The organism is Actibacterium atlanticum (assembly GCF_000671395.1).
Lineage (GTDB): Bacteria > Pseudomonadota > Alphaproteobacteria > Rhodobacterales > Rhodobacteraceae > Actibacterium_D > Actibacterium_D atlanticum.
The window spans coordinates 1-20,513 of sequence record NZ_AQQY01000016.1 but is presented as its reverse complement, the minus strand read 5'-3'; the positions used below and the strand labels follow the sequence as shown (position 1 = coordinate 20,513).

The 20,513-nt window shown below is 57.8% G+C and carries 13 protein-coding genes; 12 read left to right on the top strand and 1 reads right to left on the bottom strand.

Going from position 1 to position 20,513, the window contains the following annotated elements; all coding sequences use genetic code 11:
* Positions 1-158: 158 nt before the first annotated feature.
* The 8 genes from rplK to rpoC all read left to right on the top strand — a co-directional run bounded on the left by rplK (position 159) and on the right by rpoC (position 14,216).
* Entirely contained in the window at positions 159-587 is a 429-nt protein-coding gene (gene rplK / locus ATO10_RS15530; protein WP_035253368.1) for a 50S ribosomal protein L11, read from the top strand.
* A 3-nt stretch (positions 588-590) separates the two neighbouring features.
* A complete protein-coding gene (rplA, locus tag ATO10_RS15525; RefSeq protein ID WP_035253366.1) occupies positions 591-1,289 on the top strand; it encodes a 50S ribosomal protein L1 in 699 nt (232 codons plus the stop codon).
* A 164-nt stretch (positions 1,290-1,453) separates the two neighbouring features.
* Positions 1,454-3,526, top strand: a complete 2,073-nt coding sequence (locus ATO10_RS15520) for a DEAD/DEAH box helicase (protein WP_035253364.1) — start codon at positions 1,454-1,456, stop codon at positions 3,524-3,526.
* Between the two features lie 93 nt (positions 3,527-3,619).
* Positions 3,620-4,264 (top strand): hypothetical protein, encoded by a 645-nt coding sequence (locus ATO10_RS15515; RefSeq protein WP_035253362.1) that lies wholly within the window; start codon positions 3,620-3,622, stop codon positions 4,262-4,264.
* Between the two features lie 301 nt (positions 4,265-4,565).
* Positions 4,566-5,084 (top strand): 50S ribosomal protein L10, encoded by a 519-nt coding sequence (gene rplJ / locus ATO10_RS15510; RefSeq protein WP_035253360.1) that lies wholly within the window; start codon positions 4,566-4,568, stop codon positions 5,082-5,084.
* A 72-nt stretch (positions 5,085-5,156) separates the two neighbouring features.
* On the top strand, positions 5,157-5,540 hold the full coding sequence (gene rplL / locus ATO10_RS15505) for a 50S ribosomal protein L7/L12 (protein WP_035253358.1): 384 nt from the start codon (positions 5,157-5,159) through the stop codon (positions 5,538-5,540).
* A gap of 242 nt (positions 5,541-5,782) precedes the next feature.
* Positions 5,783-9,919: a DNA-directed RNA polymerase subunit beta gene (rpoB, locus tag ATO10_RS15500; protein WP_035253356.1), complete on the top strand. Its 4,137-nt coding sequence runs from the start codon at positions 5,783-5,785 to the stop codon at positions 9,917-9,919.
* Positions 9,920-9,971: 52 nt separating this feature from the next.
* A complete protein-coding gene (gene rpoC / locus ATO10_RS15495) occupies positions 9,972-14,216 on the top strand; it encodes a DNA-directed RNA polymerase subunit beta' (RefSeq protein WP_035253354.1) in 4,245 nt (1,414 codons plus the stop codon).
* Between the two features lie 81 nt (positions 14,217-14,297).
* Here rpoC and ATO10_RS15490 read toward each other — a convergent pair whose 3' ends face one another.
* Positions 14,298-15,512: a calcium-binding protein gene (locus tag ATO10_RS15490; protein WP_035253352.1), complete on the bottom strand. Its 1,215-nt coding sequence runs from the start codon at positions 15,510-15,512 to the stop codon at positions 14,298-14,300.
* Positions 15,513-15,807: 295 nt separating this feature from the next.
* On the opposite strand from ATO10_RS15490, the gene ATO10_RS15485 reads away from it, so the two are divergent.
* The 4 genes from ATO10_RS15485 (at position 15,808) to fusA (ending at position 20,404) form a co-directional block, all read left to right on the top strand.
* Entirely contained in the window at positions 15,808-17,121 is a 1,314-nt protein-coding gene (locus ATO10_RS15485; RefSeq protein WP_081806553.1) for a ferredoxin reductase family protein, read from the top strand.
* A gap of 283 nt (positions 17,122-17,404) precedes the next feature.
* Positions 17,405-17,776: a 30S ribosomal protein S12 gene (gene rpsL, locus ATO10_RS15480; protein WP_035253348.1), complete on the top strand. Its 372-nt coding sequence runs from the start codon at positions 17,405-17,407 to the stop codon at positions 17,774-17,776.
* Between the two features lie 12 nt (positions 17,777-17,788).
* Positions 17,789-18,259, top strand: a complete 471-nt coding sequence (gene rpsG, locus ATO10_RS15475) for a 30S ribosomal protein S7 (protein ID WP_035253342.1) — start codon at positions 17,789-17,791, stop codon at positions 18,257-18,259.
* Positions 18,260-18,286: 27 nt separating this feature from the next.
* Positions 18,287-20,404, top strand: coding sequence for an elongation factor G (gene fusA, locus ATO10_RS15470; protein WP_035253340.1), 2,118 nt, complete (start codon positions 18,287-18,289; stop codon positions 20,402-20,404).
* Positions 20,405-20,513 lie beyond the last annotated feature (109 nt).

Here is a 20,513-nt window from a genome sequence, read left to right as displayed (position 1 = left end):
CTCCACTTGCAAACCAATCCAACCCATTGTATCGCACGCGCCTGTCGTACCCGTACGGCATCCCCGTGGGAGGCGAGGCGCGCGCGCGTGTCGGACCAGACCACATCGACCATATCCCGAAGGGCGCGCCCTGACGGGAGTTGAAAAGGAGAAGGCCCATGGCCAAGAAGCTCGCAGGCACCATGAAATTGCAGGTGCCCGCCGGTCAAGCAAACCCATCCCCGCCGGTAGGTCCGGCGCTGGGTCAGCGCGGCATTAACATCATGGAATTCTGCAAGGCGTTCAACGCCAAGACGCAGGAACTGGAGCCCGGTGCACCGTGCCCCACCATCATCACCTATTATCAGGACAAGTCCTTCACCATGGACATCAAGACGCCGCCTGCGTCTTATTTCCTGAAAAAGGCTGCCAAGCTGAAGTCGGGCGCCAACCTGCCCGGTCGTGAAGTTGTTGGTTCTGTCACCGCAGCTCAGGTGAAAGAAATCGCCGAAGCTAAGATGAAAGATCTGAACGCCAACGACATCGACGCGGCAATGCAGATCATCCTGGGCTCGGCCCGTTCGATGGGCATCGAGGTGAAAGGGTAAGTCATGGCTAAACTCGGTAAACGTACCCAAGCCGCACGCGAAGCATTCGCCGGCAAAGAAAACCTGACCGTCGAAGACGCTGTTGCGCTGGTCAAAGGCGCTGCCTCGGCCAAGTTCGATGAAACTGTCGAAATCGCTCTGAACCTGGGCGTAGACCCGCGTCACGCTGACCAGATGGTCCGCGGCGTTGTGTCCTTGCCCAACGGCACCGGCAAATCGGTTCGCGTGGCGGTGTTCGCACGTGGCCCCAAAGCCGAAGAAGCTCAGGCTGCTGGCGCAGACGTTGTTGGCGCAGAAGACCTGATGGAAACCATCCAGGGCGGCACCATCGATTTCGATCGCTGCATCGCGACCCCGGACATGATGCCCATCGTTGGTCGTCTGGGTAAAATCCTGGGCCCGCGCAACCTGATGCCGAACCCCAAGGTTGGCACTGTGACCATGGACGTGAAAGCCGCCGTGGACGCTGCAAAAGGTGGCGAAGTGCAGTTCAAGGCTGAAAAAGCCGGTGTTGTGCACGCTGGTGTTGGCAAGGCCTCGTTCGACGAAGCCAAGCTGGTTGAAAACGTGCGTGCTTTTGTCGACGCCGTTCAGAAAGCCAAGCCTGCCGGTGCCAAAGGCGCCTACATGAAAAAGATCGCGCTGAGCTCGACCATGGGTCCGGGCGTGTCGGTTGATGTGGACAACGCCACCGGCAACTGATCTGCGCATCAGTTTCTAAGAATTTGAAGGGCGCCCTTCGGGGCGCCTTTCGCATTTCATAAGGTTTCGTGGCACCGGGGGAGGTGCCCAAGGGCCTTATCAAGGCGCGTCACGGATGGCGCGTTTCATCAGGCCCCAAGAGGGCCGCAGACAAGGCCCAAACTATGATCCAAGCATTAAGCGACGCGCTGGCTGAGCGCGGCTATGACACTCTGACCGACGTACAGCAGGCGGTTTCCGACCCTGAACTTGTGGGGTCTGACCTGTTGGTCTCGGCCCAGACCGGATCGGGCAAGACCGTCGGTTTTGGTTTGGCAATTGCCCCCACCGTTATGGGAGACGCTGATCTGTTGCCGCGCGCCGAAGCGCCCTTGGCGCTGATTGTCGCCCCCACCCGCGAATTGGCGCTTCAGGTGATGCGCGAACTACAGTGGCTCTATGCCAAGGCCGGTGCGCGGGTTGTGTCCTGCGTGGGCGGCATGGATGCTCGACAGGAACGCCGTGCGCTGGAACGCGGCGCACATATCGTCGTTGGCACGCCGGGGCGCCTGTGCGACCACATCAATCGCGGTGCTTTGGAAATGGACGCCCTGCGCGCCGTCGTTCTGGATGAAGCGGATGAGATGCTTGATCTGGGCTTCCGCGAAGATCTGGAATTCATGCTGGGCGAAGCCCCCGAAGATCGCCGTACGCTGTTGTTTTCGGCCACGGTGCCCAAGACCATCTCTGAGATGGCGAAGCGCTTCCAGACCGATGCAGTGCGCATCAACACCGTGTCCAAATCTCAGCAGCACGCGGATATCACCTATCAGGCCATGCGGGTGGCCCAGCATGATGCGGAAAACGCCATCATTAACGTGCTGCGCTATCACGATGCCGAAAATGCCATCGTCTTTGCCAACACCCGCGCCATGGTCGCCCGTCTGACGGCGCGCTTTTCGAACCGCGGTTTCCCCGTCGTGTCCTTGTCGGGCGAGCTGAGCCAGAACGAACGCACCCATGCCTTGCAGGCCATGCGTGATGGGCGCGCCCGTGTCTGTGTGGCCACCGATGTGGCGGCGCGCGGCATTGACCTGCCCAAGCTGGATCTGGTGGTGCATGCCGAACTGCCGACGAACACCGAGGCGTTGTTGCACCGTTCGGGCCGCACCGGGCGGGCCGGGCGCAAAGGTATTTCGGCCCTGATCGTGCCGGAACGCGCCACCAAAAAGGCCGAGCGCCTGTTGAAATGGGCCAAGCTAAAGGCCGAGTGGGTCGCCCCGCCGTCCGCCGAGGAGATTTTGCAAAAAGATCAGGAACGGCTGATGGAGGACCCGCTGTGGACTGATCCGTTGAGCGACGAAGAATCCGCCTTCGCGGCGAAGCTGTTGGAGACCCACAGCCCTGAGGCCATCGCTGCTGCCTGTCTGCGCCTGCACGTGGCGCGCGCGTCCTCGCCCGAAGAGCTGTCGGCGCCTGACGCCGCGCCTGAGCGCAAAGAGCGCAAGGCCTTTGGCCCGTCCAAGTGGTTCTCTCTGTCGGTGGGTCAAAACGACCGGGCCGAGCCGCGCTGGATCTTGCCGCTTTTGTGCCGTGCCGGGAACCTGAGCAAGGACAGCATCGGTGCGATCCGCGTGCAGCAGTCCGAGACCTTTGTGGAACTGACCGAGGATGCCGTGGACGGCTTTGTCGCCAGCCTGGGCGATGGCGCCGAGCTGGACGAGGGCATCATCGCCAAGCAGCTGGACGGGGTGCCCAAGATCGCCCCGCGCGGCAAGCCCGCCGCGCCCGAGAAATCCGCCTGGGCCTTTGACCGCCCCGAAAAGGCACCGCGCAAATCGCACGAGCGCAAGCCTTATAAATCGGACGACCGGAAGCCGCGTAAGCCCGAAGAGCGCAAACCTACCCCTCTCGAGGACGGTTCGGTGACGCATTACAAGAAAAAGCCGGGCAAGCCGTCGCAAAGCGGGGGCTACAAAGGCAAGGGTGACAAGCCCAAAGGTAAACCCTACGGGAAATCGGAAGGGAAGCCGTATGGTAAGTCGGATGGAAAACCGGGTGGTAAACCGTCTGGTAAGTACTCGGGAAAACCGGGTGGTAAACCTGCTGGGAAACCGGGGGGCAAGCCGCAGGGCAAGCCCAAGTCCCAATCAGGCGGCCCCAAGGGCGCAGCGAACCCGTCCAAGCGATTCAACCCGCCCGGCCGCACCCAAGCCAACCGTGGCGGCGACGCGCGGCCGCGCAGATCAGGTAAATAAGACATTTGAGAGCATGCTTGTAAGGTCGGCGTCTATGTTTGATAGATGTCGATAGGTTGGTCGTTTCATGGCTCGTATCTCGGAGGTGGTAGATTGTTCTGGTCGCGGATGCCGGTTTCTCCAGACATGGAAGATTGGATTGAAGATTGCTTTGACTGGTTCGACGGTTTTTTCGGACCAGCAGACAATCTTATCCTGCCAACTGCTAAGTTTTTTACGGCGGAAGCTGGCGCGGACAATGATACAGCCACGACTGTTGTCAGGGATATTGAACGCTTGATGGGTATGGAGGCAGCACTTGATGTGATGCCCCTAGGTATGCTTCCCGAAGAGTACCGTCACACCTATCAATCAAATGCGAGCATTGCCGGAACATTCGAAGCAGAGGGTGTGGTTCGATATGATCCTGCGCTGTTGAAGACCCCCACCCGATTCATCGGTGTAATGGCGCACGAGGTTATGCACGCCCGTCTACATGGATTTGAAGCAATTATTCCGGGTGGCATTGAAGCCCATGAGTTGGTAACAGACTTGGGTTGTGTGATCGCGGGTTTCGGAATTTTCCAGCTTCAAGCCGCCGATGACGCAGGGTGGAGCGGATATATGTCTCAATCCTCTCGGGCGTTTGCGCTGGCACGTTTTCTGAAACGTCGCAATCAAACGGCTGAGGAGGCTATGTCGTATCTGTCGCCTCGGTGTAAGAGGCTGCTGCGCAAAGCCATGCGTGCCAGCGTGTAAACGTACGCTCTGTTCACATAAGTATAGCAATTCCCTCTTGCGCTAACGCGGGTTTCCCAATACACCCCGATCTTGCAGATCAGCGTGCGATTCGTCGTGCGCTGTTTTGCTTTTCGTCCAAGACGGTGGGTGGGGTATTCCATACCTCTTAATTTCCTGCCTGAGACGGGACACGACAAGATTAGCCGCGGGATCTTCCCTCGGGCGATATTGGCGCCCCGTATTACGGACCTGAACGCCGGACATTCGTTCGGCAAATAAGAGCCGGGGGGTGAGAGCCTCCCATACTTGGAGTGAAACTGTGGATAGAGCCCAGAAAGAGAAAGTGGTCGAGGAACTCGGCCAGATCTTCGAAAGCTCTGGCGTCGTTGTGGTAGCACACTACGCGGGTCTGACAGTTGCCGAAATGCAGGACCTGCGCGCACGCATGCGTGAGGCGGGCGGGTCGGTGCGCGTTGCCAAGAACAAGCTCGCCAAGATCGCCCTCGAAGGGAACGCCTATGAATCCATGGGTGACCTGCTGACGGGTATGACCGTACTCTCCTATTCCGAAGATCCTGTTGCCGCCGCTAAGGTTGCGCAGGGTTACGCCAAGGATAACGACAAGTTCGAAATCCTGGGCGGTGCAATGGACGGGAATGTACTGGACGCCGCTGGTGTCGAAACTGTGTCGAAAATGCCTTCGCGCGACGAGCTTATTGCCTCGATCGTGGGTTGCATTGGCGCCCCTGCTTCGAACATCGCTGGTGCCATTGGCGCGCCTGCTTCGAACATCGCAAGCATCCTTTCCACCATCGAAGAGAAGGCGGAAGCTGCGTAAGCAACTTGCAGTCCCGCGAAGGGTTGAACCCCATCGCGTTGGAACACATCTGAATAGAACGGAAACAGTGAAATGGCTGATCTGAAAAAACTTGCTGAAGAGATCGTGGGTCTGACCCTGCTCGAAGCTCAGGAACTGAAAACCATCCTGAAAGACGAATACGGCATCGAGCCCGCTGCTGGCGGCGCCGTAATGGTTGCTGGTGCAGCTGGCGGCGACGCTGGCGGTGCAGCTGCTGAAGAGAAAACCGAATTTGACGTGATCCTGGTTGCCGCTGGCGGTCAGAAAATCGCCGTCATCAAAGAGGTTCGCGGCATCACCGGCCTGGGCCTGAAAGAAGCAAAAGAGCTGGTCGAAGCTGGCGGCAAGCCCGTCAAAGAAGGCGTCGACAAAGCCGAAGCAGAAGACATCAAAGCCAAGCTGGAAGCAGCTGGCGCCGAAGTCGAGCTCAAGTAATCGGCGCGGCCTTTGTGCCGCGACTGCAAAAAAACTGGCTGGACCTGGTGAAAAACCGGGTCCAGCCGGACCTGTCTTAGAAAGGGCTTGATGCCCCAAGCTCTTTCTAAGGCGCGGTCAATGGTTCGGGAGCGGCCGGTGGGACGGCACGCAGGAATAGAACCGACCCCCTTCATTCGTGAGCGGCACACAGCCGGGGCCCGACGGCTGCTGTGGTGCACATACGAAAGGTGATACGACACATGGCGCAGACGTTTGTTGGCCAAAAACGACTCCGCAAGTTCTACGGTAAAATCCGTGAAGTCCTGGAAATGCCGAACCTCATTGAGGTTCAGAAATCCTCGTACGACTTGTTCCTGAAATCCGGCGATCAGCTTGAGCCCACCGATGGTGAAGGCATCCAAGGTGTGTTCCAGTCGGTCTTCCCGATCAAAGATTTCAACGAGACCGCCGTATTGGAATTTGTCCGCTACGAGCTGGAAAAACCGAAGTACGACGTTGAGGAATGTCAGCAGCGTGACATGACCTACAGCGCGCCGCTGAAGGTTACCCTGCGACTGATCGTATTTGATGTCGACGAAGATACCGGTGCGAAGTCGGTCAAAGACATCAAAGAACAAGACGTGTTCATGGGCGACATGCCTTTGATGACCCAGAACGGTACCTTCATCGTGAACGGCACCGAGCGGGTAATCGTATCGCAGATGCACCGCTCACCCGGTGTGTTCTTCGATCATGACAAAGGTAAGAACCACAGCTCGGGCAAGCTGCTGTTTGCCTGCCGCATCATTCCCTATCGCGGCTCGTGGCTGGATTTCGAATTTGACGCCAAAGACATCGTCTTTGCCCGTATCGACCGTCGCCGCAAACTGCCTGTGACAACCCTGCTATATGCGCTGGGTCTGGATCAGGAAGGTATCTGCGACGCCTATTACGACACTGTCGATTTCAAACTGCAAAAGAACAAAGGCTGGGCCACCAAGTTCTTCCCCGAGCGCGTGCGCGGCACGCGCCCGTTGTTTGATCTGGTTGACGCAGCTTCGGGTGAAGTGATCGCTGAAACTGGTAAAAAGGTCACGCCGCGCGCCGTTAAGAAGCTGATCGAAGAGGGTAAGGTCACCGACCTGCTGGTGCCCTTTGATCAGATCATCGGCAAGTTTGTCGCCAAGGACATCATCAACGAAGAAACCGGTGCCATCTATGTGGAAGCCGGCGATGAGCTGACTTGGGAACTGGACAAAGACGGCGAAGTGATTGGCGGTACGCTGAAAGAGCTTCTGGATGCCGGTATCACCGATATCCCGGTTCTGGACATCGACAACATCAATGTCGGCCCGTACATGCGCAACACCATGGCGCAGGATAAGAACATGAGCCGCGATACCGCGCTTATGGATATCTACCGCGTCATGCGCCCGGGTGAGCCGCCGACCGTTGAAGCCGCGACCAACCTGTTTGAATCACTGTTCTTTGACTCAGAGCGTTATGATCTGTCGGCCGTTGGCCGCGTAAAGATGAACATGCGTCTGGCACTGGATGCCGATGACACCCAGCGTACCCTGCGCAAGGAAGACATCGTTTCGTGCATCAAGGCGCTGGTTGAACTGCGTGACGGCAAGGGTGATGTCGATGACATCGACCACTTGGGCAACCGTCGTGTGCGTTCGGTCGGCGAGCTGATGGAAAACCAGTACCGCGTTGGCCTGCTGCGCATGGAACGTGCCATCAAAGAGCGCATGTCCTCTGTCGAAATCGACACCGTGATGCCGCAAGACCTGATCAACGCGAAACCAGCTGCGGCTGCGGTGCGTGAATTCTTTGGCTCTTCGCAGCTGTCGCAGTTCATGGACCAAACCAACCCGCTGTCGGAAGTCACCCACAAACGCCGCCTGTCGGCGCTTGGGCCGGGCGGTCTGACCCGTGAGCGTGCTGGCTTTGAAGTCCGCGACGTTCACCCGACCCACTATGGCCGGATGTGTCCGATTGAAACGCCGGAAGGGCCGAACATTGGTCTGATCAACTCGCTGGCCACCTATGCCCGCGTGAACAAGTACGGCTTCATCGAAACCCCTTACCGGAAAGTTGTGGATGGTCAGGTCACTGACGATGTCAGCTACATGTCCGCGACCGAGGAAATGCGCCATACCGTGGCGCAGGCCAACGCCAACCTTGACGGCGAAGGCCGCTTCCAGAACGAACTGGTGAACACCCGTCAGTCGGGCGAATACACGATGGCGCCGCGCGGCAACGTTGACTTGATCGACGTGTCGCCCAAGCAGCTGGTATCTGTTGCTGCCTCGTTGATCCCGTTCCTTGAGAACGACGATGCGAACCGCGCTCTGATGGGCTCGAACATGCAACGTCAGGCCGTGCCACTGCTGCAGGCCGATGCGCCATTCGTGGGCACCGGGATTGAGCAAATCGTGGCACAGGACTCGGGCGCAGCCATCATGGCGCGCCGCGGTGGTGTGATCGACCAGGTCGACGCCACCCGTATCGTTGTCCGTGCTACCGAGGATCTGGAGCCCGGCGATCCGGGCGTGGATATCTATCGTCTGCGCAAGTTCCAGCGTTCGAACCAGAACACCTGTATTAACCAGCGCCCGCTGGTGAAAGTGGGTGACAAGGTCGGCAAAGACGAAGTTATCGCCGATGGCCCCTCGACCGATATGGGCGAGCTGGCACTGGGTAAAAACGTGGTCGTCGCGTTTATGCCCTGGAACGGCTACAACTATGAAGACTCGATCCTGATCTCGGAACGTATCGCGCGGGACGACGTGTTTACCTCTGTCCACATCGAGGAATTCGAAGTCGCCGCCCGTGATACCAAGCTGGGGCCGGAAGAGATCACCCGCGACATTCCGAACGTCGGTGAAGAAGCGCTGCGCAACCTCGACGAGGCCGGCATCGTTTACATCGGTGCGGATGTGGAGCCGGGCGATATTCTGGTCGGTAAGATCACCCCCAAAGGTGAATCGCCGATGACCCCGGAAGAGAAACTGCTGCGCGCCATCTTTGGTGAAAAAGCATCCGACGTGCGCGATACCTCGCTGCGCGTGAAGCCGGGTGACTTTGGTACCGTCGTAGAGGTCCGCGTCTTCAACCGCCACGGTGTGGAAAAAGACGAACGTGCCCTGCAGATCGAGCGCGAAGAGGTCGAACGCCTGGCCCGTGACCGCGATGACGAAATGATCATCCTGGAGCGCAACATCTATGCCCGTCTGCGTGGCATGCTGTTGGGCAAAACCACGGTCAAAGGCCCCAAAGGTGTGAAGTCCGGTTCGGAAATCACCGTTGATCTGCTGGCCGAACTGACCAAAGGTCAGTGGTGGCAGCTGGCGCTGGAAGACGAAACTGACGCCGCACAGGTTGAAGCGCTGAACTCGCAGTTCGACGCGCAGAAGCGCGCGCTGGAGCACCGGTTCGAAGACAAGGTCGAGAAAGTCCGCCGTGGCGACGACCTGCCGCCGGGTGTGATGAAGATGGTCAAAGTCTTCATCGCGGTGAAGCGTAAGCTGCAGCCGGGTGATAAGATGGCCGGTCGTCACGGGAACAAAGGTGTGATCTCGCGCGTTGTTCCGATGGAAGATATGCCCTTCCTGGCTGACGGTACTCCGGTTGACTTCTGTCTGAACCCGCTAGGCGTGCCCTCGCGCATGAACGTTGGTCAGATCCTTGAAACCCACATGGGTTGGGCCGCGCGTGGCCTTGGTCTGAAAATCGACGACGCGCTGGGTGAGTACAAACGCTCGGGCGACCTGACCCCTGTTCGCGAAGCCATGCGCATCGCCTATGGCGAGGATGTCTATGAAGAAGGCATCGCTGGCATGGACGAGGATGAGCTGCTGGAAGCCGCCGGTCACGTCACCACCGGTGTTCCGATCGCGACCCCGGTCTTTGACGGCGCCAAAGAAGGCGATGTGAACGATGCTCTGGTCCGTGCCGGGTTCTCTGAATCCGGTCAGTCGATCCTGTTTGACGGTCGCACCGGTGAACAGTTCGCGCGTCCGGTGACGGTGGGTGTGAAATACCTGCTGAAACTGCATCACCTGGTGGATGACAAAATCCACGCGCGTTCGACCGGCCCGTACTCGCTTGTGACCCAGCAGCCGCTGGGTGGTAAGGCGCAGTTCGGTGGTCAGCGCTTTGGTGAGATGGAAGTCTGGGCTCTGGAAGCTTATGGCGCCGCTTACACGCTGCAAGAGATGCTGACGGTGAAATCGGATGACGTTGCAGGCCGGACCAAGGTCTATGAAAGCATCGTCAAAGGCGAGGACAATTTCGAGGCCGGCGTGCCGGAATCGTTCAACGTTCTTGTCAAAGAAGTCCGTGGCCTCGGCCTGAACATGGAACTCCTGGATGCGGAGGGTGAGGAATAACGGCGGTTAACCGCCACACCTTCCCCCTCTGCCCCTATTCAAGGAATTGAAAATGAACCAGGAACTGACAACCAACCCGTTCAACCCACTGACCCCGCCGAAGCAATTCGACGAGATCAAGGTTAGCCTTGCCTCGCCCGAGCGGATCCTTTCGTGGTCCTTTGGTGAGATCAAGAAACCCGAAACCATCAACTACCGGACCTTCAAGCCGGAGCGTGATGGCCTGTTCTGCGCGCGTATCTTTGGCCCGATCAAAGATTACGAATGTCTGTGCGGCAAATATAAGCGCATGAAATATCGCGGCGTTGTCTGCGAGAAATGCGGTGTCGAAGTAACGCTGCAAAAGGTCCGCCGCGAGCGCATGGGCCATATCGAACTGGCCGCGCCTGTGGCGCATATCTGGTTCCTCAAGTCGCTGCCGTCGCGCATCGGCCTGATGCTGGATATGACCCTGCGTGATCTGGAACGCGTTCTGTATTTCGAAAACTACGTGGTGATCGAACCCGGTCTGACCGATCTGACCTATGGCCAGATGATGACCGAAGAAGAGTTCATGGATGCGCAGGATGCGTATGGTATGGACGCCTTCACCGCCGGGATCGGTGCCGAAGCCATCCGTGAAATGCTGAGCCAGATTGATCTGGAGAGCGAGGCGGAGCGCCTGCGCGAGGAGCTGAAGGAAGCCACCGGCGAACTGAAGCCCAAGAAGATCATCAAGCGTCTGAAAGTGGTCGAAAGTTTCCTGGAATCGGGCAACCGCCCCGAATGGATGATCCTGACCGTGATCCCCGTGATCCCGCCCGAGCTGCGCCCGCTGGTGCCGCTGGATGGTGGCCGTTTCGCGACCTCGGACCTGAACGATCTGTACCGTCGTGTGATCAACCGGAACAACCGTCTGAAGCGTCTGATTGAACTGCGCGCGCCTGACATCATCGTCCGCAACGAAAAGCGGATGCTGCAAGAGTCGGTCGATGCTCTGTTCGACAACGGCCGTCGTGGCCGCGTGATCACTGGCGCTAACAAGCGTCCTCTGAAATCGCTGTCGGACATGCTGAAAGGTAAGCAGGGCCGTTTCCGTCAGAACCTTTTGGGGAAACGGGTCGACTTCTCGGGCCGTTCGGTGATTGTGACCGGGCCGGAATTGAAACTGCACCAATGTGGTCTTCCCAAGAAGATGGCGTTGGAGCTGTTCAAGCCGTTCATCTACAGCCGTCTTGAAGCCAAAGGCCTCTCTTCGACCGTGAAGCAAGCCAAGAAACTGGTGGAAAAAGAGCGTCCCGAAGTTTGGGATATTCTGGATGAAGTGATCCGCGAACACCCCGTGATGCTGAACCGTGCGCCCACGCTGCACCGTTTGGGCATTCAGGCGTTTGAGCCGGTTCTGATCGAAGGTAAGGCCATCCAGCTGCACCCGCTGGTCTGTTCGGCGTTTAACGCTGACTTTGACGGTGACCAAATGGCGGTTCACGTGCCGCTGTCGCTGGAAGCCCAGCTGGAAGCCCGTGTTCTGATGATGTCGACGAACAACGTTCTGTCGCCCGCCAACGGCGCGCCGATCATCGTTCCGTCGCAGGATATGATTTTGGGCCTTTATTACATCACGCTGGAGCGTGAAGGTATGAAGGGTCAGGGCATGGTGTTTGGTTCGATTGATGAAATCGAGCACGCGCTGAACTCGGGCGAAGTGCATTTGCACGCCAAGATCCAAGCGCGCGTCAAGCAGATCGACGACGAAGGCAACGAAGTGTACCAGCGCTTTGAAACCACTCCGGGTCGTGTCCGTTTGGGTGCGTTGCTGCCGCTGAATGCAAAAGCACCGTTTGACCTGGTCAACCGTCTGCTGCGTAAGAAAGAAGTGCAGCAGGTCATCGACACCGTCTACCGTTACTGCGGTCAGAAAGAGTCGGTTATCTTCTGTGACCAGATCATGCGCATGGGTTTCCGTGAAGCGTTCAAAGCCGGTATCTCGTTCGGTAAGGACGACATGGTTATCCCCGACACCAAGTGGACCATCGTTGATGACACCCGCGATCAGGTGAAAGACTTTGAACAGCAGTACATGGACGGCCTGATCACTCAGGGTGAAAAGTACAACAAAGTTGTCGATGCCTGGTCGAAGTGTAACGACAAGGTCACCGATGCGATGATGAACACCATCTCGTCGTCGAAGACCGACGAAGCGGGTACAGAAATGGAACCGAACTCGGTTTACATGATGGCCCACTCCGGTGCGCGTGGCTCGGTTACGCAGATGAAACAGCTGGGCGGTATGCGCGGCCTGATGGCGAAACCTTCGGGCGAGATTATCGAAACGCCGATTATCTCGAACTTTAAAGAAGGTCTGACCGTTCTGGAGTACTTCAACTCCACCCACGGTGCCCGTAAGGGTCTGTCGGATACGGCGCTTAAAACCGCGAACTCGGGCTATCTGACGCGTCGTCTTGTAGACGTTGCACAGGATTGTATCGTGCGCACCAAAGACTGTGGCACCGATCTTGCGATCACTGCTGAAGCTGCCGTAAACGATGGCGAAGTTGTTTCTTCGCTGGGTGAGCGTCTGCTGGGCCGTGTCGCCGCTGAGGATATTCTGCGTCCTGGCACCGACGAGGTTCTGGTTAGCCGTAACGAGCTGATCGACGAACGCAAGGCTGACACGATCGAGAAAGCTGGTGTTGCTTCTGTTCGGATGCGCAGCCCGCTGACCTGTGAAGCCGAAGAAGGCGTCTGCGCCATGTGCTATGGCCGAGATCTGGCCCGCGGCACCATGGTGAACACAGGTGAAGCTGTCGGCATCATCGCGGCGCAGTCGATCGGTGAACCCGGTACACAGCTGACCATGCGGACCTTCCACATCGGTGGTGTTGCGCAGGGTGGTCAACAGTCGTTCCAGGAAGCCAGCCAGGAAGGCAAGATCGAAATTCGCAACGCGAACATTCTTGAAAACGAAGCCGGTGAGAAGATCGTTATGGGCCGGAACATGGTTCTGTCGATCATCGACGAGAATGGCCAGGAACGCGCCAGCCACAAGGTTGGTTATGGTTCCAAGGTGTTCGTTGCCGATGGCGCGACCGTTGGGCGTGGCGATAAGCTGTTCGAATGGGATCCCTACACCCTGCCGATCATTGCAGAGAAGCCGGGTACGGCGAAATTTGTCGATCTTACCTCGGGCATCTCGGTGCGCGATGAGACCGATGATGCAACAGGCATGACCCAGAAGATCGTGATGGATTGGCGCGCTGCCCCCAAAGGCAACGACCTGAAGCCTGAAGTCCTGATCCTTGGCGAAGATGGCGAGCCGGTCCGCAATGACGCGGGCAACCCGGTGACCTATCCGATGTCTGTCGACGCTATTCTGTCGATCGAAGACGGCGCTCAGCTGCAAGCTGGTGATGTTGTCGCGCGTATCCCGCGCGAAGGTGCAAAGACCAAAGACATTACCGGTGGTCTGCCGCGTGTGGCCGAACTGTTCGAAGCCCGTCGTCCGAAAGATCACGCAATCATCGCCGAGATTGATGGCTACGTGCGCTTTGGCCGCGACTACAAGAACAAGCGCCGCATCTCGATCGAGCCTTCGGAAGAGGGTCGTGAACCCGTCGAATACATGGTGCCCAAGGGCAAGCACATTCCGGTTCAGGAAGGTGACTTCGTTCAGAAGGGTGACTACATCATGGACGGCAACCCCGCCCCCCACGACATTCTGTCGATCATGGGTGTCGAGGCTCTGGCCGAGTACATGATTGACGAGGTTCAGGACGTTTATCGTCTGCAGGGTGTTAAGATCAACGATAAGCATATCGAAGTGATCGTGCGCCAAATGCTGCAGAAGTGGGAGATCCTCGACAGTGGTGACACCACGCTGCTGAAAGGCGAGAACGTCGATAAGGTCGAGTTTGACGAGGCCAACGAAAAGGCCGAGTCCCGTGGTGGCCGTCCGGCAAAGGGTCAGCCGATCCTGCTGGGTATCACTAAGGCGTCGCTGCAAACCCGCAGCTTCATCTCGGCCGCGTCGTTCCAGGAAACCACACGTGTTCTGACCGAAGCTTCGGTTCAGGGTAAACGCGACAAGCTGGTTGGCCTGAAAGAGAACGTCATCGTGGGTCGTCTGATCCCGGCAGGCACCGGTGGGGCCACCCAGAAAGTGCGCCGTATTGCAGGGGAACGTGACCAGAAGGTCATCGACGCCCGTCAGGCCGAGGCCGAAGCCGCCGCAGCGCTGGCCGCTCCGGTGGATGACATTGTGGGTGGCGATGCCTTTGATTCCGGTTTGATCGACACGCCGGAAAGCCGCGGCGAATAAACCGCGCCTCAACCAAAATTAAAAAGCCCCCGCCGATTTGGCGGGGGCTTTGTTTTTTTCGCGGTTCGTTAAGCCACGGTATCAGACAAGAAAGTCTTCGGTAACGAAGACGATGTTGTCGACGATGCTGGCGTCCGCGTCCCGGATTAATATCTGATCCCGGTCACCGCCATCCAGAATGATGCGCACATCTTCGCCGCGTTCGACAACCCGCAAAATTTCGGCGTCGGCCTCCAGGGCGATGACATCTTCGGCCGCGTTGAAATCTGTGATGATGTCACGCTCGCGCGTGCCATTGCTGCTGTCTGCGCCAAAGACGAAAGTGTCAGCGCCGTCGCCGCCTGTCAGGCGGTCATTGCCTGCGCCACCAATCAACACTTCATCGGCGTCAGAGCCCGTCAAACGGTCGGCACCATCGGTTCCTTCGATTAGTTCAACATCGGGAACCGGGGTTGGGTCTGGTGCGTCGCCCGGCGCGGTTTCACCAGCTTCAAAGCCAACCTCGGCATAGGTCAGGTCATGTTGGGTGAAGGCCTCGAACTCGGCAGTTGTGACATCTGCCAGCGTGTAACCAGCGGCTTCGACTGCTGCCACGTCGATTGCATAGGCACGGGTGTCAATGTTCTGGTTGTTCACAAATGACACATCACCGGACTGATAGGCATCAACACCCGAGATCGAGTTGCCATCTGCAAAGGTTACAGTGACCCGAACTTCGGCGTTGAACGGGTTGATTTCGGTGCTTTCCCCGGTGTTGAACGGTGTGTCGTCGCTGTCGATCACCACGCGGGTTTCCCCCAGACCGGGTGCGCCAATCGCGCCGGGGCCAAAGACCAGACCTTCAAATGACGTAGCACCGGGGGGCAAAAGCCCAAAGTCCAGCTGATTGAATGCGACATCGTTGGCGCGAATTTGCGAGTCTGCGGTTACCTCGGCCAAACCATCTGAGAGCTGATCGCTAAACGGCAGGAAATAGGTGTCCCCCGAGGCCGAGAAGGTAATACCAAATACGTCGCCGACATTGGTGCTCAGGGATACAAATTCAAAGGTCGGAGATTCCGTTGCAATGACGGCCCCATCAGCGAAGAAGGTGATCTCCTCTGCTTCGGACAGAACTGTTTCATTCACGGTGCCCTCAAAAATTACCGAAGGCGGGGTGACAACGAAATCGTTCGCGTCGGGATCGACGGTTTGAAACTCTACGGCGGTCAAAGACGTGCCCGCCGAAATAATGTCATTCTGGCCCAGCTCGACGCCGTCAATTCGGTACGCGGTACCAACCAATGTCGTGGTCATGTGTTCATCCTGTTCAGTAAGGTTACAACGTCAGCGTGTGCTGACGTAACCGATATAGCGATGATTTGCTGGTGAGGCTGTTGACACATTCTCACATAGCGGTGCGTCGTTCGCGAGCACGCCGCTGAGCGCCCGTCAGCCTTGCAAGCGAGCCCCGATAAGACAGATGCGTTGCCAAAAAATCGGGCGCATGGGCTTTTAGAACTTGGCAGTTACCAGAAACCGTCACGATCTGTTGATCCACGGCCGATTCACCGCTAGTTGACGTTGCGACGCGCAAACAGGGAGAGCAGCCATGAAACTTAGCGGACTACTAGTGATCCTGGTGGCTTTGCTTGTGCCATTCATATGGTGGCCGCAAATTTCCCAGAACCGCGATGTTATCGCGTTAGGCAGCCAGTACCTGGGTTTGATGTCACTAATCTGCATGGCTTTGGGGCAAATCATTGCCACCCGCTGGCCGGGGATCGAGGCGCTGTTTGGTCCGATGGACCAGAGCTATCGTCTGCACAAATGGCTGGGTCTGGGAGGGGTCATTACCCTGCTATTGCACGATACGATTGATGCCGAGATGAAGGGGCTGGGCAAAGAGACCGTGATTGTCGAGGCCGCCGAAACCGCCGGTGAGATCAGCCTTTACGGCATCCTGATCTTCGTGGTGATTACGGTGGCGACGTTCATCCCCTATCACTTGTGGAAATGGACCCACCGCTTGATTGGTTTGTTCTTTGTGGCAGGCGGGATGCACTATCTGTTCATTCTCAAACCGTTCAAGAACGGTGATCCGCTGGGTCTGTACATGTATCTGGTGATGGCGCTGGGGACGATTGCGTATATCTATACCTCTGCGCCGCGCGGCATAAGGCCCGGGCGCAAGTATCAGGTCGACAGCATCACGCCGCAGGGCGATGCCTTGGCCGTCGAGATGTCGCCCAAAGGCGGCGCGCTGAAACATAAGGCCGGGCAGTTTGCCTTCTTTGCTTTCACCGATGCCGGCTATACCGAGCCCCACCCGTTCACCATCAGCTCTGCCCCTAAGGACGATGGTAAACTGCGCATCACCGTTGCGCCGCTGGGTGATTTCACCATGCGTTTGCGTCAAGCCGTCGGCGCTGGGCAGGCCGTGCGCGTGCAGGGCCCCTATGGCCACTTTGGCCGCGGGTCTAAAAAGCCTGAGATCTGGGTTGCCGCCGGTGTAGGGGTTACGCCTTTTGTCGCTTTGGCGCAGGCTTTGAAAGCTGACGGCCCCGCCGTGCAGATGATCTTTGCCGTGCGTAACGCCGATCAGGCCCCGCACTTGGCCGAGCTGCAGGACCTCGCAGCTGCAAACCCGCGCCTAAGCCTGACCCTGTGGGAAAGCAGCAAATCGGGCCGCCTGACCGGCGATAAGATCGCCGAGATTGCTGGCGGGGACCTAAAGGGCACCCGCGTGTCCTTCTGCGGCCCGTCCGAGATGCGCCGCGCGCTTTCGTTGAGCCTGGCAGGCTATGGTGTCAGCGGCCGCAACTTCCATTTCGAGGCGTTTGAGATCCGCACCGGTCTGGGCTTGAAACGCTTTGGGGCATGGCTGCTGAAACGCGCCCAGCAAGCGAAAGAGGCGGCCAACTAAGGCCGCCTGATTGCGGGTGTCGCTGCTGTTGACAACGCGCCCGACTCTCCATATACCGCGCGCACTTGTGCTGCTTTGCCCGAGGGTTTTGTGGTGCAGGTTCACGACTGAAGTGGTCATGATCCGGGTCTGATGGCCCCGATCCTCTGAAATTCCACCGCGTCGTTCCCGGTTTCGGGGACGGATGCGGTTTTGGTGCTTTGCGCATTCGGCGCGGGGCACGGTCGAGAAGCAGCGCCCTGGTTGGGGCGAGTATTGACACAGTGCAACACGAGGAACGTGCATGCCAACGATTCAGCAGCTGATCCGCAAGCCGCGGCAGCCTAAAGTAAAGCGCCAGAAGTCCATGCATTTGCAGGCTTGTCCGCAAAAGCGTGGGGTTTGTACCCGCGTCTACACCACCACCCCGAAAAAGCCGAACTCGGCGATGCGTAAGGTTGCCAAAGTGCGCCTGACCAACGGTTTCGAGGTGATCTCCTACATTCCCGGTGAAAGCCACAACCTTCAGGAGCACTCGGTGGTTCTGATCCGTGGCGGTCGTGTAAAAGACCTTCCCGGTGTGCGTTACCACATCCTTCGCGGTGTTCTGGATACCCAGGGCGTCAAAGATCGTAAGCAGCGTCGTTCGAAGTACGGCGCCAAGCGTCCCAAGTAAGGAGAGATTGGTATGTCCCGTCGTCACGCCGCTGAAAAACGCGAAGTTCTGCCAGACGCCAAGTTTGGTGACACCGTTCTGACCAAATTCATGAACAACCTGATGATCGATGGCAAGAAATCTGCCGCCGAGAAAATCGTCTATAACGCTCTGGACCGCGTCGAAGGCAAGCTCAAGCGCGCGCCCGTCGAAGTGTTCCACGAAGCTCTGGACAACGTGAAGCCCTCGGTTGAGGTTCGCTCGCGTCGTGTGGGTGGTGCCACCTATCAGGTTCCCGTCGAAGTGCGCCCCGAGCGCCGCGAAGCTCTGGCCATCCGCTGGTTGATCAGCGCCTCGCGTTCGCGCAACGAAAACACCATGGAAGAGCGCCTGGCAGGTGAACTGCTGGATGCTGTGAACTCCCGTGGTTCCGCCGTTAAAAAGCGCGAAGACACTCATAAGATGGCCGAGGCGAACAAAGCCTTTAGCCATTATCGCTGGTAACTTAATTCAAGGCCCGGAACCGAACCAATGGCACGCGAATATCCCCTCGAACGGTACCGCAACTTCGGTATCATGGCGCACATCGATGCAGGTAAAACTACCTGTTCGGAGCGCATCCTGTACTACACCGGCAAGTCCCACAACATTGGTGAGGTGCACGATGGTGCAGCCACCATGGACTGGATGGAGCAGGAACAGGAACGCGGTATTACCATCACCTCGGCTGCGACGACCACTTTCTGGGAGCGCACCGAAGATGGCCAAACCGCCGAAACCGAAAAGCACCGTCTGAACATCATCGACACCCCTGGTCACGTTGACTTCACCATTGAAGTTGAACGTTCGCTGGCGGTTCTCGATGGCGCCGTTTGCGTGCTGGACGCCAACGCCGGTGTTGAACCCCAAACCGAAACCGTGTGGCGTCAGGCTGACCGCTACAAGGTTCCGCGTATGGTTTTTGTCAACAAGATGGACAAAATCGGCGCTGACTTCTTCAACTGCGTTAACATGATCGAAGACCGCACCGGCGCCCGCGCCGTTCCTGTTGGTATTCCGATCGGTGCCGAAACCGAGCTGGAAGGCCTGGTTGACCTGGTGACCATGGAAGAGTGGCTCTGGCAGGGCGAAGATCTGGGTGCATCCTGGATCAAAGCTCCGATCCGCGACGAGCTGCAGGACATGGCCAACGAGTGGCGCGAGAAGATGATCGAAGCCGCCGTCGAGCAAGACGACGACGCGATGGAAGCCTATCTCGAAGGCAACGAGCCCGACGTACCGACCCTGCGCGCTCTGCTGCGTAAAGGTACGCTGGCGCTGGACTTCGTTCCGGTTCTGGGTGGTTCTGCGTTCAAAAACAAAGGTGTTCAGCCGCTGCTGAACGCTGTGATCGACTACCTGCCCAGCCCGCTGGACGTTGTCGATTACATGGGCTTCAAACCCGGTGACGAAACCGAAGAACGTAACATTGCCCGTCGTGCAGACGACGACATGGCGTTCTCGGGTCTGGCGTTCAAAATCATGAACGACCCCTTCGTTGGCTCGCTGACCTTTACCCGCATCTACTCGGGTGTGTTGAACAAGGGTGAAACCCTGTTGAACTCGACCAAAGGCAAGAAAGAGCGCATCGGTCGTATGATGATGATGCACTCCAACGACCGTGAAGAGATCACCGAAGCATTCGCTGGTGACATCATCGCGCTGGCCGGTCTGAAAGACACCACCACTGGTGACACCCTGTGTGCAACCAGCGATCCGGTGGTTCTGGAAACCATGACCTTCCCCGACCCGGTGATCGAGATCGCGGTTGAGCCGAAAACCAAGGCCGACCAAGAGAAGATGTCGCAAGGTCTGGGCCGTCTGGCCGCTGAAGATCCGTCCTTCCGTGTTGAGACCGACCTGGAATCGGGTCAGACCATCATGAAGGGCATGGGCGAACTTCACCTGGACATTCTGGTTGATCGTCTGAAGCGTGAATTCAAAGTGGAAGCGAACATTGGTGCACCGCAGGTGGCCTATCGTGAAACCATTTCGAAGGGCGTCGAGCACACCTACACCCACAAGAAACAGTCGGGTGGTTCGGGTCAGTACGCTGAAGTCAAAATGGAAATCATGCCGACCGAGGCTGGCGAGGGTTACTCGTTCGAAAGCCGTATCGTTGGTGGTGCTGTTCCCAAGGAATACATCCCCGGTGTTGAAAAAGGCATCAACTCGGTCATGGACAGCGGCCCGCTGGCTGGCTTCCCCGTGATCGACTTCAAGGTTGCCCTGGTTGACGGTAAGTTCCACGATGTTGACTCGTCGGTTCTGGCCTTCGAAATCGCTGCACGTATGTGCATGCGCGAAGGCATGAAGATGGGCGGCGCCAAGCTGCTGGAACCGATCATGAAAGTCGAAGTGATTACCCCGGAAGAATACACCGGCGGTATCATCGGCGATCTGACCTCGCGTCGTGGCCAGGTATCTGGTCAGGAACCGCGCGGCAACGCCATCGCGATTGATGCGTTCGTTCCGCTGGCAAACATGTTCGGCTACATCAACAACCTGCGCTCGATGTCTTCGGGCCGCGCGCAGTTCACGATGCAGTTCGACCATTACGATCCGGTTCCGCAGAACATCTCGGACGAAATTCAGGCGAAATACGCCTAAGCGAAATTCGGGGCAGGCGCGCAGCCTGTCCCGCCCAAAGACAATAGGAGGCCATCATGGCAAAGGAAAAGTTTGAGCGTTCCAAACCGCACGTTAACATCGGCACGAT